This window comes from Arthrobacter sp. P1_B4 (assembly GCF_056406555.1).
On record NZ_JBFTZW010000005.1, the window covers coordinates 19,095 to 43,156 of the forward strand.

Annotated in this window: 20 protein-coding genes and 2 riboswitches; of the genes, 15 read left to right on the forward strand and 5 right to left on the reverse strand. The window is 68.1% G+C overall.

Annotated elements, in window-relative coordinates; genetic code table 11:
- The first annotated feature begins 15 nt into the window (after window positions 1-15).
- From AC1D1W_RS03895 to AC1D1W_RS03905, 3 genes are all read left to right on the forward strand, one after another.
- Window positions 16-519, forward strand: coding sequence for a GNAT family N-acetyltransferase (locus AC1D1W_RS03895; protein ID WP_243179659.1), 504 nt, complete (start codon window positions 16-18; stop codon window positions 517-519).
- A gap of 114 nt (window positions 520-633) precedes the next feature.
- Entirely contained in the window at window positions 634-1,017 is a 384-nt protein-coding gene (locus AC1D1W_RS03900) for a RidA family protein (protein WP_243179658.1), read from the forward strand.
- Between the two features lie 82 nt (window positions 1,018-1,099).
- Window positions 1,100-2,815 carry a SulP family inorganic anion transporter gene (locus AC1D1W_RS03905; RefSeq protein WP_476942994.1) on the forward strand — a complete coding sequence of 572 codons (1,716 nt, stop codon included), beginning with the start codon at window positions 1,100-1,102 and terminating at the stop codon, window positions 2,813-2,815.
- Between the two features lie 19 nt (window positions 2,816-2,834).
- Here AC1D1W_RS03905 and AC1D1W_RS03910 read toward each other — a convergent pair whose 3' ends face one another.
- Both AC1D1W_RS03910 and AC1D1W_RS03915 read right to left on the reverse strand, forming a co-directional pair.
- Window positions 2,835-3,506, reverse strand: coding sequence for a response regulator (locus AC1D1W_RS03910; protein WP_223914086.1), 672 nt, complete (start codon window positions 3,504-3,506; stop codon window positions 2,835-2,837).
- Complete coding sequence (locus tag AC1D1W_RS03915; RefSeq protein ID WP_476942995.1) at window positions 3,499-5,223, reverse strand: sensor histidine kinase; 1,725 nt, start codon at window positions 5,221-5,223, stop codon at window positions 3,499-3,501. Before AC1D1W_RS03915 ends, AC1D1W_RS03910 begins: the two co-directional genes overlap by 8 nt.
- A gap of 169 nt (window positions 5,224-5,392) precedes the next feature.
- Between AC1D1W_RS03915 and AC1D1W_RS03920 the strand changes: the two genes are divergently transcribed.
- From AC1D1W_RS03920 to gatB, 4 genes are all read left to right on the forward strand, one after another.
- Complete coding sequence (locus AC1D1W_RS03920; RefSeq protein WP_243179655.1) at window positions 5,393-6,874, forward strand: CitMHS family transporter; 1,482 nt, start codon at window positions 5,393-5,395, stop codon at window positions 6,872-6,874.
- A 174-nt stretch (window positions 6,875-7,048) separates the two neighbouring features.
- Complete coding sequence (gene gatC / locus AC1D1W_RS03925; protein WP_026537696.1) at window positions 7,049-7,345, forward strand: Asp-tRNA(Asn)/Glu-tRNA(Gln) amidotransferase subunit GatC; 297 nt, start codon at window positions 7,049-7,051, stop codon at window positions 7,343-7,345.
- A 4-nt stretch (window positions 7,346-7,349) separates the two neighbouring features.
- Complete coding sequence (gene gatA / locus AC1D1W_RS03930; protein WP_459384250.1) at window positions 7,350-8,903, forward strand: Asp-tRNA(Asn)/Glu-tRNA(Gln) amidotransferase subunit GatA; 1,554 nt, start codon at window positions 7,350-7,352, stop codon at window positions 8,901-8,903.
- The gene (gene gatB / locus AC1D1W_RS03935; protein ID WP_476942996.1) at window positions 8,903-10,408 is read left to right on the forward strand and encodes an Asp-tRNA(Asn)/Glu-tRNA(Gln) amidotransferase subunit GatB; all 1,506 of its coding nucleotides are present in this window, start codon (window positions 8,903-8,905) and stop codon (window positions 10,406-10,408) included. The genes gatA and gatB overlap by 1 nt, the downstream gene beginning before the upstream one ends.
- Window positions 10,409-10,411: 3 nt before the next feature.
- On the opposite strand, the gene AC1D1W_RS03940 is transcribed toward gatB, so the two are convergent.
- Window positions 10,412-11,320 (reverse strand): LysR family transcriptional regulator, encoded by a 909-nt coding sequence (locus AC1D1W_RS03940; RefSeq protein WP_028278307.1) that lies wholly within the window; start codon window positions 11,318-11,320, stop codon window positions 10,412-10,414.
- A 180-nt stretch (window positions 11,321-11,500) separates the two neighbouring features.
- On the opposite strand from AC1D1W_RS03940, the gene tdh reads away from it, so the two are divergent.
- From tdh to AC1D1W_RS03960, 4 genes are all read left to right on the forward strand, one after another.
- Window positions 11,501-12,547, forward strand: a complete 1,047-nt coding sequence (gene tdh / locus AC1D1W_RS03945) for an L-threonine 3-dehydrogenase (RefSeq protein ID WP_476942997.1) — start codon at window positions 11,501-11,503, stop codon at window positions 12,545-12,547.
- Between the two features lie 98 nt (window positions 12,548-12,645).
- On the forward strand, window positions 12,646-13,857 hold the full coding sequence (locus AC1D1W_RS03950; protein WP_243179652.1) for a glycine C-acetyltransferase: 1,212 nt from the start codon (window positions 12,646-12,648) through the stop codon (window positions 13,855-13,857).
- Between the two features lie 802 nt (window positions 13,858-14,659).
- The gene (locus AC1D1W_RS03955) at window positions 14,660-15,808 is read left to right on the forward strand and encodes an NAD(P)/FAD-dependent oxidoreductase (protein WP_476942998.1); all 1,149 of its coding nucleotides are present in this window, start codon (window positions 14,660-14,662) and stop codon (window positions 15,806-15,808) included.
- Window positions 15,809-15,819: 11 nt separating this feature from the next.
- The gene (locus AC1D1W_RS03960) at window positions 15,820-17,052 is read left to right on the forward strand and encodes an amidohydrolase family protein (protein WP_476942999.1); all 1,233 of its coding nucleotides are present in this window, start codon (window positions 15,820-15,822) and stop codon (window positions 17,050-17,052) included.
- A 2-nt stretch (window positions 17,053-17,054) separates the two neighbouring features.
- Here the strand turns inward: AC1D1W_RS03960 and AC1D1W_RS03965 are convergent, their stop codons facing one another.
- Entirely contained in the window at window positions 17,055-17,735 is a 681-nt protein-coding gene (locus AC1D1W_RS03965; protein ID WP_028278302.1) for a histidine phosphatase family protein, read from the reverse strand.
- Between the two features lie 109 nt (window positions 17,736-17,844).
- Between AC1D1W_RS03965 and AC1D1W_RS03970 the strand changes: the two genes are divergently transcribed.
- Window positions 17,845-18,612: a CPBP family intramembrane glutamic endopeptidase gene (locus AC1D1W_RS03970; protein ID WP_476943000.1), complete on the forward strand. Its 768-nt coding sequence runs from the start codon at window positions 17,845-17,847 to the stop codon at window positions 18,610-18,612.
- 118 nt (window positions 18,613-18,730) lie between these two features.
- Here AC1D1W_RS03970 and AC1D1W_RS03975 read toward each other — a convergent pair whose 3' ends face one another.
- Window positions 18,731-19,369, reverse strand: a complete 639-nt coding sequence (locus AC1D1W_RS03975; RefSeq protein WP_243179648.1) for a VOC family protein — start codon at window positions 19,367-19,369, stop codon at window positions 18,731-18,733.
- Window positions 19,370-19,538: 169 nt separating this feature from the next.
- Window positions 19,539-19,654, forward strand: a riboswitch (SAM riboswitch).
- Between the two features lie 61 nt (window positions 19,655-19,715).
- Here AC1D1W_RS03975 and AC1D1W_RS03980 point away from each other — a divergent pair.
- The 3 genes from AC1D1W_RS03980 to AC1D1W_RS03990 all read left to right on the forward strand — a co-directional run bounded on the left by AC1D1W_RS03980 (window position 19,716) and on the right by AC1D1W_RS03990 (window position 24,027).
- Window positions 19,716-21,032 (forward strand): bifunctional o-acetylhomoserine/o-acetylserine sulfhydrylase, encoded by a 1,317-nt coding sequence (locus AC1D1W_RS03980; RefSeq protein ID WP_476943001.1) that lies wholly within the window; start codon window positions 19,716-19,718, stop codon window positions 21,030-21,032.
- 182 nt (window positions 21,033-21,214) lie between these two features.
- Window positions 21,215-21,330, forward strand: a riboswitch (SAM riboswitch).
- An 11-nt stretch (window positions 21,331-21,341) separates the two neighbouring features.
- The gene (metX, locus tag AC1D1W_RS03985; RefSeq protein WP_243179646.1) at window positions 21,342-22,481 is read left to right on the forward strand and encodes a homoserine O-acetyltransferase MetX; all 1,140 of its coding nucleotides are present in this window, start codon (window positions 21,342-21,344) and stop codon (window positions 22,479-22,481) included.
- Window positions 22,482-22,647: 166 nt separating this feature from the next.
- A complete protein-coding gene (locus AC1D1W_RS03990) occupies window positions 22,648-24,027 on the forward strand; it encodes an MFS transporter (protein ID WP_476943002.1) in 1,380 nt (459 codons plus the stop codon).
- Window positions 24,028-24,062: the final 35 nt, after the last annotated feature.

The window sequence follows — 24,062 nt, forward strand, 5'->3', positions numbered from 1 at the left end:
CCGTACCATTGACAGGTGCCTTCGCAGATCCTTATTCGCCCCGCCGTTCCGGCCGACTTCGACGCCATAGCGCGCATCACCCGGGACGCCTACCTGGCGGCGGGCTACTTTGAGAGCGCCGACCACCCCTACATGCAGCAGATCCAGAACGTCGGGCAGCGCGCGGCGGCCGCGACGGTTTGGGTCGCCGAGCGTGGGGGCCGGATCCTCGGCTCCGTGACGCTGGCGGTCGCCGGCGAGCCCTACGCGGACATCGCCTTCAGCGATGAGCTCGAGTTCAGGATGCTCGTGGTGGACCCCTCCGTGCAGCGCAGCGGTGCCGGCAAGGCCATGGTCCAGGCCATCATCGAGCACGCCAGGGCCCTGCCCGGCATCCACGCCGTGGCCCTCACCACGGGCGAGAGCTGGGAAAGCGCCCACGGCCTCTACCTGAAGACCGGCTTCGTCCGGGCGCCGGAGCGCGACTGGCTCGTGCCGGGCACGGACATCAAACTGCTCGTTTACCGCCAGGAACTCTAGCCGGGGCGGTGGCCCCGCGCAGGTCCGCCGACACAAAGCAACCCGGTTTGGCGGCCCGGCCGTCCGGCGCCCTACAGTTGTGCCGATCCCTGCGGCAACTGCGAAAGGCCCACCATGCGCAAGACCTTCGGTACCGGCTCCACCTGGGAACAGACCCTCGGCTATTCCCGGGCTGTCCAGGTGGACAACACCCTCTACATCTCCGCGACCGCCGCCAGCGGCGAGGACGGAATCATGGGCGAGGACTTCTATACCCAGACCAGCTACATCCTGCAGAAGCTCGGCGCCGTGCTGGCCGAGGCCGGCTTCGGCTTCGAGGACGTGGTGCAGTCCAAGCTGTACCTGACGGACATCAGCCAGTGGGAAGAGGCCGGCCGGGCCCACGGCGAGGTCTTCGGCGACATCCGCCCCACGCTCTCCCTCGTTCACGTGCTGCCGTTCCTGGATCCCAAGATGCTCGTCGAGATCGAACTCGTCGCCCAGAAGAGCGCCACCTAGGGCCAAAGCGACGGTTGCCCGGGGCGTTGCGGGGGCCGGCCGGGCTCTGGCGGAACGTCGGGACTTGGAGTATGAAGGGCGCATGACCAAGGCGCACGGGCAGGGGCCCACCAGGATCCCCCTCATCGGCCAGTTCCGCTCCTATGACCGCTCGTGGCTGCGCGGCGATCTGATTGCCGGGGTCACCGTCGCGGCCCTGATCGTTCCGAAGAACCTCGGGTACGCAGGCATCGCCGGGATCCCGCTGCAGAACGGCCTGTATGCCGCGGCCGCCGGCGCCATCGTCTACGCGATCTTCGGCACGTGCCGGCAGATCTCGATGGGCCCGAGTTCGGGCCTGGCGGCGGTGGCCGCGAGTGCCGTGCTCGCGGCGGGCATCACCGGCGAGCAGGATGTCGCCTCGTTCGTTGCCGGAATTACCCTTGCCTCCGGCATCCTGTTCCTGATTCTTGCCGTCTTCAAGATGGGCTGGATTGCGCAGTTCCTCTCGAAGGCCGTGGTCACCGGCTTCCTTTTCGGCGCGGCGATCGACGTCGTGATCGGCGAGCTCCCCAAACTCACCGGGACCGAGGTCACCGGCTCGAATCCGCTCCAGGAGCTGTGGTCGTGGCTGGGCACCCTGGGCGAGGCACAGCCGACCACCGTGGTGGTGGGGGTCATCGCGCTGGCTGTGGTCTTCGGGCTGAAAGCCATCGCTCCCCAAGTCCCCGGCGCCCTGGTCCTGGTGGTGGGCGGACTGGCGGCGGAGGCGCTCTTCGGTCTCGGGGCCAAAGGCGTGGCCCTGGTGGGCGACGTACCCAGCGGGCTGCCCTCGCTGCAGGTCCCGGACGGCCAACTCATGTGGGACCACGTCGGCACCGTGGCGCTCGCGGCGGTGGCACTGGTCCTGATCGGCTTCTCCCAGACCGCAGGGGATGCCAGGGCGTTCGCTGCCAAACACCGCTACCAGATCGACATCAACCAGGAATCCATTGCCCAGTCAATGGCCAACATCGCCTCGGGTCTGTTCAAGGGGATGCCCGTCTCGACGAGCCTGTCCGCGAGCTCGCTGAACGACCACTCGGGGGCGAAGACCGGACTGGCCTCCCTCACCTCGGGGATCACCGTCCTGCTCACGCTGTTGTTCCTGGCGCCGCTGTTCTCGATCCTGCCCAAGCCCGTGCTGGCGGCGCTGATCATCGAGGCCGTCGTCATGGGCATGATGAACGTGCCCGAGCTGCGGCGGCTGGCCCGCGTGCAGAAGTTCGACTTCTGGATTGCGGTCGCGGCCATCATCGGGACCCTCATCTTCGGCGTGCTGGCGGGCGTCGTCATTGGAATCGGGCTCTCGCTCATCTGGCTCGTCCGGGTGGCGACCCATCCGGAGATGCCCGACCTGGGCCGCGAGCCCGGGACCCAGGTCTTCCGCGACGCCGGTGAGCACCCCGGCGACGAGACCGTTCCCGGCATTGCCGTGATCCGGTTCGACGGCGGCCTGTTCTTCGCCACGGCCGATGCACTGGAGGACCGCCTGCGCGACGTCATCCAGTCGACGCCGGGGCTCACCGGGATCGTGCTCGACTGCGGCGGGATCAACTTCGTCGACTCGCAGGGGGCGGCAAAGGTGGCGGACATCGTCATCCTCGCCCGGGAGGCCGGGGTCAACCTGCGCCTGACCCGGCTGAAGCCCGCGGTCCGGTCGGTCCTGGAGCGGGACGGCGTGATCGAGCGCGTCGGGGCGGACATGATCCACGGCAACATCCACAGGGCCGTGCAGGCGGAGCAGGCGGCGGCACAGAGGGAGCCCGACGGCGCCTGAGCTGCTTACGTCGCGGCGCCTAGTGGCCGGCCGGGGCGGGGATTCCGTAGCGGTGCTCGGGTCGCCCGGTGGTGCCGTAGCGCAGCTGGATGTCGACGGCGCCGTCGTCCGCCAGCGCGGACAGATACCGCTGGGCGGTGGCCCGGGACACACCGACCCGGGCGGCGACGTCGGCGGCTGAATACTGCTCGCCGGGCACCAGGGATTCCAGCACCGCGGCCTCGGTGGCGGAGCGGGGACGTGCCGAGGCGACGACGTCGCCCGGGATCAGGGCGCGCTTGGCGCGCTCCACCGTCTCCTGGCTGACGGAGCCCGGCTGGGCCAGGATCCGGCGGTAGCGTGCATAGGAGCGCAGCTGCTGCGAAAGGGATTCGGCCGTGAAGGGCTTGAGCAGGTAGCCCAGTGCCCCGCGGCGGAACGCGAGCCGCAGCGAGGCCGTGTCCGAGGCCGCGCTGAGGATCACGGTATCGACGTCCAGCTGGTGCAGCAGGTCCAGGCCCGAAGCGTCCGGCAGGTAGACGTCCAACAGCACCAGGTCCGGGCGGAGGCTGTGGATGGCCTGGAGTGCCTGGGACGCCGAGCCGGCCGGCGGCAGCGCCAGGAAGCCGGCCACCGAATCCACATAGGCGGCATGCAGCTTGGCGACGTGGAAATCATCGTCGACAATCAGCACCCTGAAATCCTCAGACATCGTTGTCCTCCCGGTTTGCTTCAGTGATTGCAGGTTCGGTGGTTCCCGGCAGCGTGGCGACGAAAACGGCGCCCGGGCCGCCGGGGGAGCCGGCTTCGAGCACCCGCACGTCGCCGCCGCGGCGGCGCGCGAGCTGTCGGGACAACGCCAGCCCCAGGCCCTGCCCTCCGCCAGGGCGCGCGGGCCGGACCGAGGTCGTGTAGCCTTCCGCGAAGACCCCCTCGGCCTCGCCGGCTGTCATTCCAACGCCCAGGCCGTCGCCGGAATCGGCCACCACAATGTGGAGTGTGCCGGCGCCTCCGTTGATGCCCGGTTCGTCCAGCACTTCGACTTCCACCCAGCGCTCGGCCGCGGATCCGGCGACGGCGGCGTTCACGGCGTTGTCGATCAGGTTCCCCAGGACGGTGGTGACGTCCTGGGGTTCGGTGACGTGGCCGCGGACCACGGATTCCGGGCCGAGGCGGAGGCTCACGCCGCGCTCGTCCGCCTCGACGCCCTTGGCACCGAGGAAGGCCTGCAGGTAGGGGTCCTGGAGCAGCTCGGCCTGGTCCACCGGGAACGCCAGCGGCCCGGTGCCGGCCAGTTTGGCGAGATAGTCCTGGGCCTGCTGGGGCTCCCCGATGCTCATGAACCCGGCGATCGTGTGCAGCTGGTTGGCAAACTCGTGGCGCTGTGCCCGCAAAGCCGCGGACATGGTGCCGACGGCGTCGAGCTGGCGGGTCAGCTGCTGCAGCTCGGTCCGGTCCCGCAGCATCACCACCCAGCCCAGGTCCTCGCGGCCGTGCAGGGCCTTGCGGGCGCTCACCACCAGCACCCGGCCGCCGGCCACGAGTTCCACCGCCTCGCCCTCGGCCGCATCGGCCCGGGTCAGGGCCTTGAGTTGCTCCGGGACCGGCGCGGCGGCCCAGGCCGTGCCCGCGAGGTCCGGGACACCGAGCAGCCGCTGGGCGGCGGCGTTGAAAACGCTGACCCTGCCGTCGGCCGAAACGCCGATCACGCCGTCGTCGACCCCCTGTAACACGGCCACCTGGTCGTGCACCAGGGTGCTGATCTCCTCGGGTTCGAGCCCGAGGGTCAGCCGCTGCAGCCGCCGCCGCAGCAGGAAGGAGGCGAGCACGCCGGCCAGCAGCGCGCCGGCGGCCGTGACGGCGATGGGGATGATGTCCCGGGCCAGGCTTTGGCTGATCGTCTCGGTGGAGTAGCCCACGCTCACCTCGCCCACCACCGCCGTCGAGTCCGGGGCGTACACCGGGACCTTGGCGCCGGCGGACGGGCCCAGCGTGCCCGTGTTCCGCGTGGTGACCTCCCGGCCCGCGAGGGCGTCCGAGGGGTCGGTACTGACCTTTTCGCCCAGCCGCTCCGCGTCGGGGTGCGCCAGCCGGATGCCGGTCTCGTCCGTAATGACCACGAACAGGGCGCCGGTGCGGGTGCGGGCACCCTCCGCGGCAGCCATCAACGGACCGGCCAGCAGCTCGGCGGCCGGGGGAGCGGCGGGAAGGGCGCTGATGGACTGGACCTGAGCCCGCACGGAGGGGTCCGAGGCCACCGTCCGGGCCAGGGTCAGCGCCTGGTTCTCCGCCTCGCGGCCCAGCCGGTCATAGCTCAGCCAGGCGTGGACGGCGCTGCTCAGCAGCACCACCAGCGCCACGACGCCGAGCTGCAGCAGCAGTGTCTGGGTCGAAAAGCGCAGGGCCGGCAGTGCTGTGCGGCGCTTCATCGGGCTCCTGCCTGGGGTTGGTACGGACGTGAGCAAAATGCGCAAAATGCATCCAATAAGCAGTATGCCAATCAATTGAGCCAAAGGCCCAGTCGTGACGGGCGCCACTCTAACGTCTGTAGTGCGCATCACACCGGAGTGGTGTCATTCAACGAAGAAGGAGCCGGCCGTGCTGGTATTACTAGGATTCGCCATGATCGCGGTATTCATGGTGCTGATCATGACGAAGAAGTTGACGCCGGTGCTGGCGCTCATCATTGTTCCCACAGTCTTCGGGCTTTTCGCCGGCGCGGGCCTCGGCATCGGCCCGATGGTCATGGACTCCATGAAATCCATGACCTCCACCGCCGCGCTGCTGATGTTCGCGATCATCTACTTCGGGCTGATGATCGACGTCGGGCTCTTTGACCCCCTGGTCCGGTTCATCCTGCGAAAGCTCGGCAACGACCCCGCCAAGGTGGTCCTGGGCACGGCCATCCTCGCGGCAGCGGTCTCCCTCGACGGCGACGGCTCCACCACCTTCATCCTCACCACAGCGGCGATGCTGCCGGTCTACCTGCGGCTGAAGATGAGCCCCGTGGTCCTGACCTGCGTGGCCGGCCTGGCCAACGGCACCATGAACATCCTGCCCTGGGGCGGCCCCACCGCCCGCGCCGCCTCCGCGCTGAAGCTCGACGTCAACGATGTCTTCGTGCCCATGGTCCCGTCCCTCATCGCAGGGCTCATCGTCGTGCTGGTCTTCTCCTGGCTGCTCGGCCTGCAGGAACGCAACCGTCTCCGCGCCGTCGCCCCCGAGATCTGGGGCGTCCCGGACACAGCTGCAGCCTTCGACGGCGATGCAGACGGCGCAGCCGGCGGCACCGCGGCCGGCGGTACCGGAATCCGCCGCGGCCGCAAGGGCCCCGGAGCCTCGCCCGCCGGGCTCTCCCCGGAAGGATCGTCCGTTGCAGTGCTGGAGCGCGCCGATTCCTTCGTTGACGACCGCGACTCCGCCATGGCCGACACCGCCCTGGACCCCAACCGCAAGACCCTCCGTCCCAAGCTGTTCTGGTTCAACCTCGGCCTCACGGTCGCGGTCATGGCGACGCTCGTCGCCAACGTCATTCCGCTCCCGTTCGTCTTCATGGTCGGCGCCGCCATCGCCCTGCTGGTCAACTTCCCCAAGGTCAAGGACCAGAGCGCCCAGCTGATCGCGCACGCTCCCTCGATTGTCGCGGTCGTCAGCATGGTCATGGCCGCCTCGGTCCTGACCGGCGTCCTCAACGGCACGGGCATGGTCAAGGCCATGTCGGAATGGCTGGTCCAGATCATCCCGTCGGACATGGGTCCGCTGATGGCCGTGATCACCGGTGTCCTGAGCATCCCGATGACGTTCTTCATGAGCAACGACGCCTTCTACTTCGGCGTCCTGCCGGTCCTGAGCGAAACGGCGGCCCACTACGGCGTCAGCGCCGCCGACATGGCCCGCGCTTCCATCACCGGCCAGCCCTTCCACCTGCAGAGCCCCCTGGTCCCCGCCATCCTGCTCCTGGTCTCCCTCGCGAAGGTGGACCTGGGCGACCACCACAAGAAGGTCCTGTGGCGCACGGCCGTGATCTCCCTGGTGATGCTCGGAGTAGGAGTGCTCACCGGAGCCATCGGCATCGGCTAACAAACCAAGGAGCACCACAAATATTGATAGCGAGGCTGTCGGGTTCGGAGATTTTCCGGACCCGACAGTCCCGTTTGGTGAGGGAGGCTCGTCCGGCCTGGCGCCGGACGGCGGCAGGGAGTTCAGACACGTAGACTGGGACGGAAAATTATCCATACCTTGCAGGGGAGATCCATGGCTGCGATCAACCGCGACGACGTCGCGCATCTCGCGCAACTCGCGCACATCGAGATGAGTGCTGAAGAGCTGGACAGGATGGCCGGCGAACTCGCCGTCATCGTGGATTCAGTGAAGTCCGTCAGTGAAGCCGCCGGTGATGACGTCCCGGCCACGTCCCACCCGATTCCGCTGACCAATGTGTTCCGCGAGGACGTCGTGGGCCACACGTTTACGGCCGAGCAGTCCCTCTCCGGTGCCCCCGACGCGTACGAAGGCCGTTTCAAGGTCCCGGCAATCCTGGATGAGGACTAAGACCATGACTGAGAACAACGAACTGATCCGCCTCTCCGCCGCCGCGCTCGCCGAGAAGCTGGCCGCCCGCGAGATCACCGCCGTCGAGGTCACCCAGGCCTACCTGGACCGCATCGCCGCCGTCGACGGCAAGGTCCACGCCTTCCTCCACGTCAACGCCGACGAGGCGCTCGCCGTCGCCGCCGAAGTGGATGCGATCCGCGCCGCCGGCGGTGCCGCCGCCGAAGAGCTCCACGTCCTCGCGGGCGTCCCGATCGCCGTCAAGGACCTCATCGTCACGATCGGCCAGCCCACCACGGCCGGCTCGAAGATCCTCGAAGGCTGGCACAGCCCCTACGACGCCACCGTCGTCGAGCGCCTGCGCGCCGCCAAGATGCCGATCCTGGGCAAGACGAACCTCGACGAATTCGCGATGGGCTCCTCCACCGAGCACTCCGCCTACGGGCCCACGCACAACCCATGGGACCTGGACCGCATCCCGGGCGGTTCCGGCGGCGGCTCCGCTGCCGCCGTCGCGGCCTTCGAAGCCCCGCTGGCCCTCGGCACGGACACCGGCGGATCCATCCGCCAGCCCGGCGCCGTCACCGGCACGGTCGGCGTCAAGCCCACCTACGGCGGCGTTTCCCGCTACGGTGCCATCGCCATGGCCTCCTCGCTGGACCAGATCGGCCCGGTGTCCCGCACCGTGCTCGACTCGGCCCTGCTGCACCAGGTGATTGGCGGGCATGATCCGCGCGACTCCACCTCGCTGCCGGACCCGCTCGAGGACCTCGTGGCCGCGGCCCGGACCGGCAACGTCGAGGGCATGAAGATCGGCATCATCAAGGAGCTCCACGGCGAGGGCTACCAGGCCGGCGTCGAGAACCGCTTCAACGAATCCCTTGAACTGCTCAAGGGCGCGGGCGCCGAGATCGTCGAGGTCTCCTGCCCCAACTTCAAGTACGCCCTGGGCGCCTACTACCTGATCATGCCGTCCGAGGCTTCCTCCAACCTGGCCAAGTTCGACGGCGTCCGCTACGGCCTGCGGGTCCTGCCCGAACAGGGACCGCTGACCATCGAACGGGTCATGGGGGCCACCCGCGCCGCCGGCTTCGGCGACGAGGTCAAGCGCCGCATCATCCTGGGCACCTACGCCCTGAGTGCCGGCTACTACGACGCCTACTACGGCTCGGCCCAGAAGGTGCGCACTCTGATCCAGCGCGATTTCGACGCCGCCTTCGAAAAGGCCGACGTGCTGATTTCCCCGACGGCGCCGACCACGGCGTTCAAGCTCGGCGAAAAGCTCAACGATCCGCTGGCGATGTACCTCAACGACGTCGCCACCATCCCGGCGAACATGGCAGGCGTCCCCGGCCTGTCCCTGCCCGGCGGCCTGGCCGACGAGGACGGGCTGCCCGTGGGCATCCAGCTCCTGGCCCCGGCCCGCCAGGACGCCCGACTGTACCGCGTCGGCGCGGTCCTGGAATCCCTGCTCGAGGCGCAGTGGGGCGGCCCGCTGCTGGACAAGGCTCCTTCCCTTACTGACGCTGCCGTTTCAAGCCACGGAGGCTCACACTAATGACTGACGCAACCCTCAGCTTCGAAGAGGCGATGGAGAAATACGATCCCGTCCTGGGGTTCGAGGTCCACGTGGAGCTCAACACCAAGACCAAGATGTTCTCCTCCGCGCCGAACGTCTTCGGCGACGAGCCGAACACCAACGTCAACGAGGTGGACCTCGGCATGCCCGGCGTGCTGCCGGTGGTGAACAAGACCGCGATCGAGTCCTCGATCAAGATCGGCCTGGCGCTGAACTGCAAGATCGCCGAGAAGTGCCGCTTCGCCCGGAAGAACTACTTCTACCCGGACACCCCGAAGAACTTCCAGACCTCCCAGTACGACGAGCCCATCGCGTACGACGGCTACCTGGACATCGAGCTCTCCGACGGCACCGTGTTCCGCGTCGAGATTGAACGCGCGCACATGGAGGAGGACGCCGGCAAGCTGACCCACATGGGTGGCGCCACCGGACGCATCCAGGGCGCGGACTACTCCCTGGTGGACTACAACCGTTCCGGCGTGCCGCTGGTCGAGATCGTCACCAAGCCGATCGAGGGCGCCGGCAGCCGCGCCCCCGAACTCGCCAAGGCCTACGTGGCCGCCGTCCGCGAGATCGTCAAGAACCTCGGGGTCTCGGACGCGAAGATGGAGCGCGGTAACGTCCGCTGCGACGCCAACGTCTCGCTGCGCCCGCACGGCCGCGAACGTTTCGGCATCCGCTCGGAGACTAAGAACGTCAACTCGCTGCGCGCCGTCGAACACGCGGTCCGCTACGAGATCCAGCGCCACGCCGCCGTGCTGGACTCCGGCGAGCCGGTCATCCAGGAAACCCGCCACTGGCACGAGGACACCCGGACCACGACGTCGGGCCGGGCCAAGTCCGACGCCGACGACTACCGCTACTTCCCGGAACCTGACCTGGTCCCGATCACCGCGTCCCGCGAATGGGTCGAGGAGCTCCGGGCCACCCTGCCCGAGCCGCCGGCCGCGCGCCGCAAGCGCCTGCAGGCGGACTGGGGCTACTCGGACCTGGAGTTCCGCGACGTCGTCAACGCCGGCGTCATGGACGAGATCGAGGAAACCATCGCCGCCGGCGCCACCGCCACCGTGGCCCGCAAATGGTGGATGGGCGAGATCGTCGGCCGCGCCAAGAACGCCGACGTCGATCCCGGCCAGCTCGGCGTCAACCCGGCCACCATCGTGGAACTGAACAAGATGGTGGAGGACGGCAAGATCAACAACAAGATGGCCTCCGAGGTCCTGGACGGCGTGCTCGCCGGCGAAGGCACTCCGGCGGAAATCGTCGAGAAGCGCGGCCTCGCCGTGGTCTCCGACGACGGCCCGCTCCTGGAAGCGATCGACGCGGCCCTCGCCGCGCAGCCCGGCGTCGCGGACAAGATCCGCGGCGGCAAGATCCAGGCGATCGGCGCCATCGTCGGCGCTGTCATGAAGGCCACCCGCGGGCAGGCCGACGCCGGCCGCGTCAAGGAGCTGATCCTCGAGCGCCTCGGCGTCGAGGGCTAGCCCCTAGCCGCCCACTAAATCGGTCATGATGGTCTGCAATGCTTCGCAGACCATCATGACCGATGTGCGTTTAAGGTTCTCCGGCCGGGCCAGGACGTCGATCCGGCGCCGGGTGCTGATGCCCTCCAGCGGCCGCAGCACAATGTCCGGGTTCAGCACAGGCCGCGCGGTGTGCCGCGGCAGCAGGCCGATCACGCCGCCGGCCGCCACGAGCGCCGCCACAGTTGAGTAGTCGTTGATGCGGTGCACGATGTTCAGCTCACGGCTGGAGACCGCCGCGAGGGCGGAGAGCACGTCGGCGGGGGAGTAGCCGGCGCGGCTCGTCACCCACGGTTCGCCCACGACGTCGTCCGCCGTCACCGCGCGCTGGCCGGCCAGCCGGTGCCCGGCGGGCAGTGCCACGTCCAGCGGCTCGTGCGCGAGCGGGATCACCGCGACGCGTTCCTCGGGCCAGCGCGGGCTGTGGTCCATCCGGTGCGCCAGGACCAGGTCGTACCGCGCCGTCAGGGCGGGAAAATCCTGCTGGGCGACGTCCTCGTCGGAGAGCAGGATCCGCGGCTGGCCCGGGCCGTCCAGCAGCCGGGCCAGCGGCGCGAACAATGCCTGCCCGGCGCTGTGGAAACCGCTGAGCGTCACCGGCGCCACCGGTGAGCCGTGGTAGGCGCCGATCGCCATCTTCGCATCCGCCATCGCGCTGACCACCGCGGCCCCGGCGTCCGCCAGCACCTGGCCGGCCTCCGTGAGCACCAGGTTCCGGCCCTCCTTGCGGGTCAGCGGCACCTCCACAGTCTTCTGCAGCGCGGCCAGTTGCTGGGACACCGCCGACGGCGTCACCAGAAGGGTTTCGGCGACGGCCTTGACGCTGCCCAGAGCTCCGAGTTCGCGCAACATCTCCAGCTGGTGGATTTCCATGCCAGCCATTCTATGCAACAGTGATTGCTAATTCGTCGATTGAGAAAAATTCGGTTGTGCTAATGCTTTCTGGTGGGTCTAATGGGGTGAGTTGACCCACACGCCCGCCCCGCATGCGGAACAGAACACGCGGAACAGAACGCGCGGAGCAGGACCCCAAAAGCACAGTTAGGAAGGCCCATGAAGGCTCTCTACAAAGCCGGCGCCCACGCAGGATTCGAGCTCGTCGACCGTCCCGAGCCGAAGAGCGGCCCCGGGGACGTCAAGATCCGCGTCATGACCACCGGCATCTGCGGTACGGACCTGCACATCCAGGCCTGGGACGCCTGGGCGCAGGGCATCATCAACGCCCCCCTGATCGCCGGCCACGAGTTCTACGGCGAGGTCGTGGAGACCGGCGAGGACGTCCTGGACGTCAAGGTCGGGGACAGGGTCTCCGGCGAGGGCCACATCGTCTGCGGAATCTGCCGCAACTGCCGCGCCGGCCGCCGCCAGATGTGCATCAACACCGTCAGCGTCGGCGTCCAGCGCGACGGCGCCTTTGCCGAGTACGTGGTGATCCCCGAGACCAACGTCTGGGTCCACCAGGACCCCTCCGTCACCCCGGAACTCGGCGCCATCTTCGACCCCTTCGGCAACGCCGTCCACACCGCCCTGAGCTTCCCGCTGGTCGGCGAGGACGTGTTGATCACCGGCGCCGGACCTATCGGCCTGATGGCGATCGCCGTCGCCCGGCACGCGGGCGCCCGCAAGATCGCGATCACCGACGTCTCCGCGCCCCGGCTGGAACTGGCCCGCAGGCTCGGCGTCGACCTCGCGATCGATGTCTCGAAGATGCGGGTCAAGGACGCCCAGCGCGAACTCGGCATGCGCGAAGGCTTCGACATCGGCATGGAAATGTCGGGACACCCCACCGCGCTGCCTGAGATGATCGACAACATGAACCACGGCGGCCGGATCGCGATGCTGGGACTTCCCAGCCAGTCCATCGACATCAACTGGGGCAAGGTGGTCACGCACATGCTGACCATGAAGGGCATCTACGGTCGCGAAATGTTCGAGACCTGGTACGCGATGAGCGCCATGCTCTCATCCAACCCGGCCCTGCACGCAAACATCTCGGCCGTGGTCACGGACATGCTGCCGGCCACCGACTGGGAAAAGGGTTTCGAGGTGGCCCGCGCCGGCGTCGGCGGCAAGGTGGTCCTCGACTGGACCGTTTTCTAGGCCCCTTTCCCCGATCGCGCGCTTCCGGGCTCCTGCCAGACGCCGCCTTCCACGCACAGCATTCCGCCCCCGCATCCAACCAGCCGAGGAGCCAACCCATGTATTCAGCCATCAAGGACCAGCTGCAGCACGAACTCGATGAGATCCGCAGCGCCGGTCTGTTCAAGACCGAGCGGCATATCGACTCGCCGCAGGCCAACCGCATCAAGGCCGGGCAGATCGGCGAGTCCGGCGCCGACGTGCTGAACTTCTGCGCCAACAACTACCTGGGCCTCGCCGACCACCCGGACATCATCGCCGCGGCGAAGACCGCCATGGACGAGCGCGGCTTCGGCATGGCCAGCGTCCGCTTCATCTGCGGCACCCAGGACCTGCACCTGGCACTGGAAAAGCGCGTCTCGGCGTTCCTCGGCACCGAGGACACCATCCTGTTCTCCAGCTGCTTCGACGCCAACGGCGGCGTATTCGAGTCCCTCTTCGGCCCGGAAGACGCAGTCATCTCGGACGCCCTGAACCACGCGTCCATCATTGACGGCATCCGGCTCTGCAAGGCCCAGCGCTTCCGCTACGCCAACCAGGACATGGCGGACCTCGAATCGAAGCTGATCGAGGCCACCACGCAGGAGAACCCGGCCCGCCGCAAGATCATCGTCACGGACGGCGTCTTCTCGATGGACGGCTTCCTGGCCCCGCTCGAAGCGATCTGCGACCTCGCCGATAAGTACGACGCCCTGGTCATGGTGGACGATTCCCACGCAGTGGGCTTCATGGGCGCCACCGGTGCCGGCACGCCGGAACACGCCGGCGTCTCGGACCGCGTGGACATCTACACCGGCACCTTCGGCAAGGCCCTCGGCGGCGCCTCCGGCGGCTACGTCTCGGGCCGCGGCGAGGTCGTGGCGATGCTCCGCCAGAAGGCCCGCCCCTACCTGTTCTCCAACTCGCTGGCCCCGGCGATCGTCGCGGCCACGCTCAAGGCCCTGGACCTCGTGGAAAACTCCGGCGAACTGCGCGGCAAGCTCTTCGCCAACGCTGAACTCTTCCGGAACCGCATGAGCGAGGAAGGCTTCGACCTGCTCCCCGGCGAGCACGCCATTGTCCCGGTAATGTTCGGCGACGCCGTCATGGCGGCCAAGGTGGCCGACGCCATGCTCCACAACGGCGTCTTCGTCACGGCGTTCAGCTACCCGGTGGTGCCCAAGGGCGCCGCCCGGATCCGCGTCCAGCTCTCCGCCGCGCACAGCGCCGACGACGTCGAAGCCTGCGTCCAGGCGTTCGTGCGCAGCCGCGCAGCAGTGGCAGCAGCCTAGCGCGCCTGGTCGACAGGTCTGGGCCCCGCTTTCAGCACGGGGTCCGGCCCTGCGCCAGGAGCCAGGCCCTGCCCGGCCTTGCCCGGCTTTGCTCGTTCATCCAGGCTGGCTCCACGTGCTTGTCCGCGGGACATGTCCAGCTCCGGCAGCGAGGGCTGGACATAATGCCACTATGTCCAATGGCCACGACCAAGGAGGGGCATGTCCCGGGCCTGCCCGCCGCAACGAGGGACATGTCCAGCCGTGCGGACCACGGAAGAGCATGTCCCGGGCCGGCCCGCAGCAAGGAGGGACATGTCCAGTCGTGCGGACCACGGAGGGGCATGTCCCGGGCCTGCCCGCCGCAACGAGGGACATGTCCAGCCGTGCGGACCACGGAAGAGCATGTCCCGGGCCTGCCCGCCGCAACGAGGGACATGTCCAGCTTCGGCAGCGAGGACTGGACATAATGCCACTATGTCCAATGGCCACGACCAAGGAGGGGCATGTCCCGGGTCTGCCCGCCGCAACGGGGGACATGTCCAGCCGCGCGGACCACGGAAAAGCATGTCCCGGGGGCGGCGTGCACAATTTATCCAAGCAACCAGGATTCCAAGAAAGTTGCCGCCAAACTCGGAATTGTGGAGACGGCATGTGCCGAGAACACCGTGAGTCACTGGACATGTCAACGCCCTGGCACCCAACAACGCCGCTGGTGATGACTGTGGGACCCGATTGACGCCGCTCGCCCGGGCGCAGGTTGCGGCAAACGCCGTATAGCCGGACGTGATCACCTGACCCGACAATCTGCAAGGATGGGATCATGTCAGCTCATTACGATGTCGTAATTGTCGGCGGCGGGATCGCCGGCCTGTCCCTTGCCTCCGCCTTGGCCGGGCACTGCAGCGTGGCCCTGATCGAAGCCGAGCAGACCCTGGCGTACCACACCTCGGCCCGCTCGGCCCGGCAACTGATTCCCAGCTACGGCCCGCCTGTGGTTCAGGAGCTCACCGTCCGGACGCTCGACCTCATCGCGGCCCAGGACGCCGAACGTCCGGAACCGGTGCTCACCCCGCGCAGCTTCATGCTGATCGGGGACGACGCCACCGTCCGGGCGGAGGCAAGCGGACACATGCAGCGGATCACCCACGCCGAGGCACTGGACCTGTGCCCGGCCCTGGTCCCGGATTCGTTCAGCGCCGCCGGGCTGGACACCGGATCCTTCGCCTGCAACGCCCCCGTGCTGCTCGAGGACCACCGGCGGCTCGCCGTGGCCGGCGGCGTGGACATCATTACCGGCGCCAGGGTCCATTCGGCCCAGCGCCTGGGCACCGGCTGGGAACTGGGCGCCGGGCAGGAAGGCTTCCAGTCCGCCGTCGTGGTTAACGCCGCCGGTGCCTGGGCCGACGAGCTCGCCGTCCTCAGCGGCGTCGAGAAGCTGGGCCTGCAGCCGTACCGGCGCACCGCGGCGATCGTCGACGTCGATAATCCGCTCCCGGAAGCCTGCCCGATGGTGGCGGCGGCCGATGACAGCTTCTACTTCCGGCCCGATAACGGCCAGGTCCTGATCTCACCCGCGGAGCACGTGCCGAGCGGACCCGAGGACGCCCGGCCCTATCCCGGCGACGTCGAACGGGTCATCGCCCGGCTCAACGACATCACGACGCTCGGGATCCGGAACGTCCGCACCGCCTGGACGGGGCTGCGGACGGAGGCGGCCGACGGCGTCCCGGTGGTGGGGTTCGACGCCGAGGCCACCGGATTCTTCTGGCTCGCCGGTCAGGGCGGGTACGGATTCCAGACATCATCCGGCGTCGCGGAACTGGCCGCCGGACTGATCCTCGCCGGCCAGGGCTCCGCCCCGGCCCTGACCCCGGGTGTCTCCCCGGCTATGTCTCCGTCCACCGAGGCCAGTCCGGCATCCCGGACAGCGGAGGCGCTGGCCGCGACCCGCTGGTCCATCCGGCGCTGAAGAATGGATCCATGAGCACCCTCATCACCAATATCGCCGAACTGATGACCCAGGACGCGGAACACCGCGTCCTCCGTGACGCGGCGGTGGTGATCGAAGGGGAGCGGATTTCCTGGCTCGGGCCCGCGGCCGACGCCCCGGCCGCGGACGAACGGGTGGATGCCGGTGGCCGGGCGCTCCTGCCGGGCTGGGTCGACTCCCACACGCACCTGATCTTCGCGGGGGACCGCACTGCCGAGTTCGAGGCCCGGATGGCGGGAGAGAGCTACAGCGCCGGCGGGATCGCCGTCACCACTGGCGCCACCCGGAGCACGAGCGACTTCGACCTGACCCGGCTCGCGATGGGCCGCGTCGCGGAGGCCGTGTCGCAGGGCACCACCTACCTGGAGACCAAAACCGGCTACGGCCTGGACCTCGAGAACGAGGCCCGCAGCGCCCGCATCGCCTCGACCGTGGCGGACGAGGTGACCTACCTGGGGGCGCACCTTGTGCCCGCCGGGATGGACGCGGAGGAATACACGGAGCTGGTCTGCGGGCCGATGCTCACCGCAGTCCGGCCCTACGTCCGCTGGGCCGACGTCTTTTGCGAGCAGGGCGCGTTCAACGAGGACCAGTCCCGCCGGGTGCTCCTGGCCTGCAAGGCCGCCGGACTGGGACTGCGCGTCCACGGCAACCAGCTCGGCGAGGGCCCCGGAGTCCGGCTGGCGGTGGAAGTCGGCGCCGCCAGCGTGGACCACGTGAACTACCTGTCGGCCGCGGACGTCGACGCCCTCGCCGCGAGCTGGTCCGGCTGGGACGCCGCCGGCGGCAGCGGCACCCCTGGATCCGGGCAGCGCGGCACGGTTGCCACCTGCCTGCCGGCCTGCGATCTTTCCACCCGGCAGCCGCTGGCCCCCGGCCGGGAGCTGCTCGACGCCGGTGTGCAGCTGGCGCTGGCCTCCAACTGCAACCCCGGCACGTCCTACACCAGCTCCATGGCGTTCTGCGTCACCACCGCCGTGCTGCAGATGCGGCTCAGCGTCCACGAGGCGGTGCGCGCCGCGACCTACGGCGGCGCGCTGGCCCTGGGCCGGGAGTCCGGGAACGACGCCGACGGCGCACGCGCGGTGGGCTCGATCGCCGTCGGGCACCGCGCGGACCTGCACCTGCTCAACGCCCCTTCCGCCACGCACCTGGCCTACCGGCCCGGCATCCCCCTGACGCACGCGGTGTGGCGCGCCGGTGTAGCGCAGCCGGTCCGTTAGCCCTAGAACATCATGGGCGGTGCATCGAGGACGGTCTCGTCCACGCGCCTCTTCTCCCACTGCGTGAAGGGCTTGTCGAGCTCGTACTTGCCGTGCGAGGTGCGCAGCAGGGTGCGGACCTCGGCGTTCTCGGGGTTATTCAGGGACTCGAAATATTCCACCGACCAGTGGAACCAGCGCATGCAAAACAGCCGCATGGTCAATCCGTGCGTCACGAACAGCGCGTTCGGGGCATAGCCGGGCCGGGACCAGTGCCGGTGCAGGGTTTCCATGAAGGAAGAAATCCTGTCATACACATCGGAACCGGACTCGCCCTCGCGGAAGCGGTAGAAGAAGTGCCCGTAGGCGTTGCGGAGCTCCTTCTGGTCCTCGATGTCGCCGGCGATCTGAAAGTTGGCCCAGTCCTGTTCGCGCAGCCGCGGTTCCTCGATCACCCGCTCCACGAGCGGGCCGAGATTCAGCGCCTCGAGGGTCTGGTAGGCGCGCAGGTAGGGGGAGACGTAGACGCACACCGGGCGGCCGTCCAGCTGGCGCCGGACCTCCTCCCCGGCCGCGGTGGCCTGCTCCAGGCCCAGCGCGGTCAACGGGATCCGGTAGTCCGGAACACGGTTGTAGATCGAGGTGTCGGCATTGGCGGCAGACTGGCCGTGCCGGATCATGATGATTTTCCGGGGCGCACTCATAATCCCCAAGCATAGGGCTCCTAAAAGCAGGTGCCGCAGGCAAAACCCCGTTCGGCCGGTACCACGCGGGCACCAGCAAACTATCGGCAAGTGCAGGCAAGATAGAACCATGTTGGTTCCCTCCCGCCGTCGGCTGCGGTTCGAAGTGTTGATTGTCCTGGGGTTGTCGCTCGGGCAGTCCGCGATCTACTCCCTGGTGCAGTTGCTGGACAAGATGACCACGGCGCCGCTGGCCCAGGGGACATCCACCCTGAACCGCTCACAGAGCGCACGCGAATACTTCGACCTCACCTACCAGTTGCTGGACATCATCTTCGCCCTGGTCCCGGTGGCCCTCGTGATCTATTTCCTCACCGAGCACTGGCCGGCCGGTGAGCGCGGAACCTCGGCGTTCCGAAGGATCGGCTTCGACTTCGCCCGGCCCGGCAAAGACCTCCTGCAGGGGCTCGGACTAGCTGCGCTCATCGGCATTCCGTCCCTGGGGCTCTACGCCGCCGGCCGGGCGCTGGGGATCACGACGGCGATCATCCCCAGCGCCCTGGACGCGTACTGGTGGACCGTGCCGGTGCTGGTCCTGTCCGCGATCCGGCACGCGGTGGTCGAGGAAGTGATTGTGGTGGCGTACCTGCTGGACCGGCTCGGGAAACTGGGCTGGAGCGTGCCGGCGGCCATCGCCGCCAGCGCCCTGCTCCGCGGCAGCTATCACCTGTACCAGGGGTTCGGGCCGTTCATCGGCAACGCGCTGATGGGCGTGGTCTTCGCGCTCGTCTACACGCGGACCAAACGGGTGATGCCGCTGGTGATCGCCCACGCCATCCTGGACACTGTGGCGTTCGTGGGGTTCAGCCTGTTCGGCAGGGCCGTGGGCCTGGGCTGATGGCGTTGCCCGTACAGCCGGCGCCATCGGCAGGCCTTAAATGATCTCGGCCGCCGTCTCCTAGGTGACAACGTTGGCACCTAAGAGATGGCGGCCGAAGCGTGGGGCAGGTGGAGCGTTAGATCGTGACCGCTCCGGAGGCGGTCTCGAAGGTGACAGAGAGGATGCCGGGAGTCCCGTGCGGCGCGATCCAGTTCACGGCGACGTCTTCCAGCGGCTTTTCAACCGGTTCGCCCAGCCACTCCGTGACGCGCGCGGCCGAACCGGCAATGGTCAGTGCGGACATCTTGACATCGCTCGCGTAGGCGTTGGACGGGTGCAACTCCGGGTCGCCCTCCCACTTGAGCATGTACGGCACTTGGGGGTCGGCGATGAGCCCCAGGATGCCGATCTGCTTCCAGATCAGTTCGCGGCCGTCGGGAAACTTCCGGTTGCCGTTGACGGCGGCGCGGCCGAGCCGCTCCTCGAACGGGGCCAGGTCGTCAACCTCGACGCACCAGCCCATCCAGCCGCCGCCGGCCTCGGAGCGTGCCCGGACGGCCTGGCCGAACGGGGCCTTGTCGGAGGCCGGGTGGTTCAGGACCTCCACGACTTCCAGGTACTTGTGTCCCGCGAGCGGGATAATCATGTTGCGTGTCCCGAAACGGGGGTGCACTCCACCCTTCACGGCTTCAACGCCGAGGGCAGACGCAATACGTTCAGTGGTGGCTGCCAAGCCATCGTGTTCACAGGCGTAAGAAACGTGATCCATGCGCATGCCATCATCTTGGCACTTTGTGATGGACCTCTCAGCTTAGGCTCCCCTAACCGTCATGGGACGTCCCGGGGCGCCGAACGCGGCGCCCCGGATGCTCCGTCACGGCAGCCCTCTTCATCTTCGTCACAAAGCTATCCAGGGCTCCGCCGCCATTCCTACACTGAAGCCAGGTCATGAGTGCCAGCGCACAGCCCCGGCTTGCTGGCCGGCAACCCTCGTATCGCGGTGGGGTGCCCCGGGTGAAGACCTGGCCGTCCGGCGCCCGCTGGAGGGCAAGCGCGGCGCCTGTTCCGGTTCGGGCCGAAAGCCCCGGCCGGTGCTGTGCCCAGTGACTCGAGGAGCACCAATGTCCAATGCCTGGTCCTTTGAAACCCGCCAGATCCACGCCGGCCAGGAGCCGGACAGCGCCACCGGCGCGCGTTCCCTGCCCATCTACCAGACGACGTCGTTCGTGTTCCCCAGCGCCGAAAGCGCCGCGAACCGCTTCGCGCTCGCCGAGCTCGCGCCCATCTACACCCGGATCGGCAACCCGACCCAGGACGCCGTCGAACAGCGCGTCGCCAGCCTGGAAGGAGGCCTCGCGGCGCTGCTGCTCAGCTCCGGCCAGGCCGCCGAGACGTTCGCGATCCTCAACATCGCCGAGGCCGGGGACCATGTGGTGGCCAGCCCCAGCCTCTACGGCGGAACCTACAACCTGCTCGCGCACACGCTGAAGAAGTTCGGCATCTCCGTGACCTTCGTGGCGGACCCGGACAACCTGGACCAGTGGCGGGACGCCGTCCAGCCCAACACCAAGCTGTTTTTCGGCGAAGTGGTCTCCAACCCCCGCCAGGACGTCCTGGACATCGAGGGCGTCTCCCGCGTGGCGCACGAGGCCGGCGTGCCGCTGGTGGTCGACAACACGCTCTCCACCCCCTACCTGATCCGGCCGATCGAGTGGGGCGCGGACATCGTGGTCCATTCGGCGACCAAGTACCTCGGCGGGCACGGCGCCGCAATCGCCGGCGTGATCGTGGACTCCGGCAACTTCGACTTCGGGAAGGACCCGGAGCGGTTCCCCGGCTTCAACACCCCGGACCCGACCTACAACGGCCTGGTCTACGCCCGCGACCTCGGAGCCGAGGGCGCGCTGGGCGCGAACCTCTCCTACATCCTCAAGGCCCGGGTCCAGCTCCTGCGCGACCTCGGCTCCGCGGTGTCCCCGTTCAACGCCTTCCTCATCGCCCAGGGCATCGAAACGCTGAGCCTGCGCGTCGAGCGCCACGTGGCCAACGCCACGAAGGTGGCGCAATGGCTGGAGGGGCGGGACGACGTCGAATCGGTCGCCTACGCCGGGCTGCCGTCCAGCCCCTGGTACGAGCGCGGCCGCAAGTACGGGCCCAAGGGGACCGGCGCCGTCGTGGCGTTCAACATCGCCGGGGGAGCGGAGGCCGGCAAGCGGTTCGTCGATGCCCTCGAACTGCACTCGCACGTCGCGAACATCGGCGATGTCCGGTCGCTGGTGATCCATCCGGCGTCGACCACCCACAGCCAGCTCTCGCCCGAACAGCAGGTGATCGCCGGGGTGAATCCCGGGCTGGTGCGGCTTTCGGTGGGACTGGAGCATATTGACGACATCCTGGCGGACCTCGACGCCGGATTCCGCGCGGCCAAGACCGCCTAGACGGAAGCCCACGCGGAATTTCCCCACCTTGCTGGCATGACGCCGGGAATCGCCGGCACTTCGGCGCGACCCGCCGGTCACGGCTGTCAAAGGTGGGGAAACTGCGGTGCTGACGGGTCCGGCTGTCACATGGAAGTCATAATCTTCGTGATTTCCGCACCCTGTTTCGTAGACTCGTACCAGGTCATGAGTGCCAGCGACAGCCCCGGCTTGCTGGCCGGCAACCCTCCTTTTGCGGCGGGGTGCCCCGGGTGAAGACCTGGCCTGCCGGTCAGCTGACGGCGGGCAAGCGCGAAGATAGGTCCTCACATGACGATTGCCGTCACCCGCACGGGTGTTCCCGAAACCAAACCATCCCGTACCCCTGACGGGACCGTCCAGTTCGTCAGGATCGGTGATCTGCAGCTCGAATCCGGGACTCCGTTGCCGGATGTGGTGCTCGCCTACGAGACGTGGGGGACCCTGAACGCGGACGCCTCCAACGCAGTGCTCATTGAACACGCCCTGACCGGCGACACACACGTGACCCGCGGCGAGAGCGGGGAGCCCGGCTGGTGGGAACAGCTCGCCGGACCCGGGGCTCCCGTGGACACGGACAAGTACTTCGTCGTTTCGATCAACATCCTGGGCGGCTGCTACGGATCCACCGGACCTTCCACCCCGGCCCCCGACGGGCGCCCCTGGGGATCGCGGTTCCCGCTGGTCACCCTGCGGGACACCGCCGCCGCCGAGGCGCGGCTGGCCGATGCCCTGGGCATCGGCAGCTGGTACGCGGTGCTGGGCGGCTCGCTCGGCGGCGCGCGGGCCCTTGAATGGGCCGTCACGTTTCCCGGCCGGGTCCGGCGCTGCGCCGTGATTTCCGTCGGCGCCAGCAGCACTGCCGAACAGATTGCCTTCGCGCAGGCACAGACGCTGGCCATCCGCCAGGACCCCCACTTCAGGGGCGGGGACTACTACGGCGGCCCGGAACCCGAGTCGGGGCTCGCCCTCGCCCGCCGCATCGCGCACATCACCTACCGCTCAGCGGCCGAACTGGACGGCCGGTTTGGCCGCAACGCCCAAGAGTCCGAGACGCCCCTGGAAGCCGGATCGCTGGCCGGACGCGGGCGCTATCAGGTGGAAAGCTACCTGGACCACCAGGGCAGCAAACTGGCCCGGCGTTTCGACGCGAACAGCTACATCGCGATCACCGAAGCCCTCATGAGCCACGATGTCTGCCGGGGGCGCGGAGGTCTCGGGGAGGCACTGGCCCCGGCCACCGCAGAATTCCTGGTGGCGGCCGTGGACTCGGACCGCCTGTATTTCCCGGCCCAGTCCCGTCAACTGGCAGAGGCCCTGCCGGGCGGCCCGGAACTGCATATCATTCAAGCGCCAATCGGCCACGACGGCTTCCTGACCGAAATCGGCCAGCTCAGCGGGCAGCTCCGGGAGACCTTCTTCAGCCACTAGGCCGGCCCGCTTGTGCATTTTTGCAGATGCGCTCTGCACTAATGGCCGTTGAGGCTGAGGGCCGGAGCGTCCATACTCATGGGGAATGACGCCCTGTGCCCTAAATCACAAGCGTCCTCAGTCCAATGGTCCACAGGGTGTCGATGGAGACGCCGAAGGAGTCACGATGAGTACGGAAAACKCCGCAAGGCGCGCTGAAGAAACCGACGTCAAAACGTCCGGCCTGAAGAAGGTGGTGGCGGCCTCCATGGCCGGCACCGTGGTTGAGTGGTACGAGTTTTTCCTCTACGCCTCCGCCGCCACCCTTGTGTTCGGCAAGCTGTTCTTCCCGAACACCGGTTCGGAACTGGATGGCATCCTCGCCGCTTTCCTCACCTACGCGGTCGGCTTCATTGCCCGCCCGATCGGCGGCATCGTCTTCGGCCACTTCGGCGACAAGTTCGGCCGCAAGCAGTTGCTCCAGCTGAGCATCATCCTTGTCGGCGTTGCCACCTTCGCCATGGGCTGCCTGCCCACCTTCGCGCAGATCGGCTACTGGGCCCCGGCCCTGCTGGTCTTCCTGCGCTTCGCCCAGGGCTTCGCCGTTGGCGGTGAATGGGGCGGCGCAGTCCTTCTCGTCGCCGAACACAGCCCGAGCAAGTCCCGCGGATTCTGGGCAAGCTGGCCGCAGTCGGCGGTTCCGATGGGCAACCTCCTGGCCACAGCTGTCCTGTTCACCCTTTCCGCCACGTTGTCCTCCGCCGACTTCCTCAGCTGGGGCTGGCGCGTAGCCTTCTGGCTCTCCGCCGTGATCGTGCTGGTCGGCTACTACATCCGCACCAAGGTCCAGGACGCCCCCATCTTCCTGGAGGCCCGCAAGGAGGTCGAGGCCGGCCACAAGGGCTACGGCGTGGCCGAGGTCTTCCGCCGCTACCCGCGCGGCGTCTTCACCGCCATGGGTCTGCGCTTCGCCGAGAACATCCTCTACTACCTTGTGGTCACCTTCTCGATCACTTACCTGAAGGTCATCGTCCAGACGGACACCTCGCGGATCCTGCTGCTGCTGCTTGTGGCGCACATCGTCCACTTCGCCGTGATCCCGATGGTCGGCAGGCTCTCGGACAACGTCGGCCGCAAGCCGGTCTACATGGCCGGCGCCATCCTCGGCGGAACGTGGGGATTCTTCGCGTTCCCGATGATGGACACCAAGAACGACCTCGTCATCCTCGCTGCGATCACCATCGGCCTGCTGTTCCACTCCCTGATGTACGCCGGCCAGCCGGCGCTCATGGCCGAAATGTTCCCGACCCGGATGCGCTACTCCGGCGTCTCGCTGGGCTACCAGGTCACCTCGATTGTGGCCGGTTCGCTGGCTCCGATCATCGCCGTCGCGCTCCTGGGCCAGTACAAGTCCTCGGTCCCGGTCGCCATCTACCTCCTCGGCGCCTGTGTAGTCACCTTGGTTGCGGTGTTCTTCCTTAAGGAAACCCGCGGCATCTCGCTCCGCGACGTCGACGCCGCCGACGCCCAGGGCACCGCTGACCTCCTCGCCGCCAGCAAGAAGTAACAACGAATTAGCACGGCAACAGCCCGGGTCCCGCA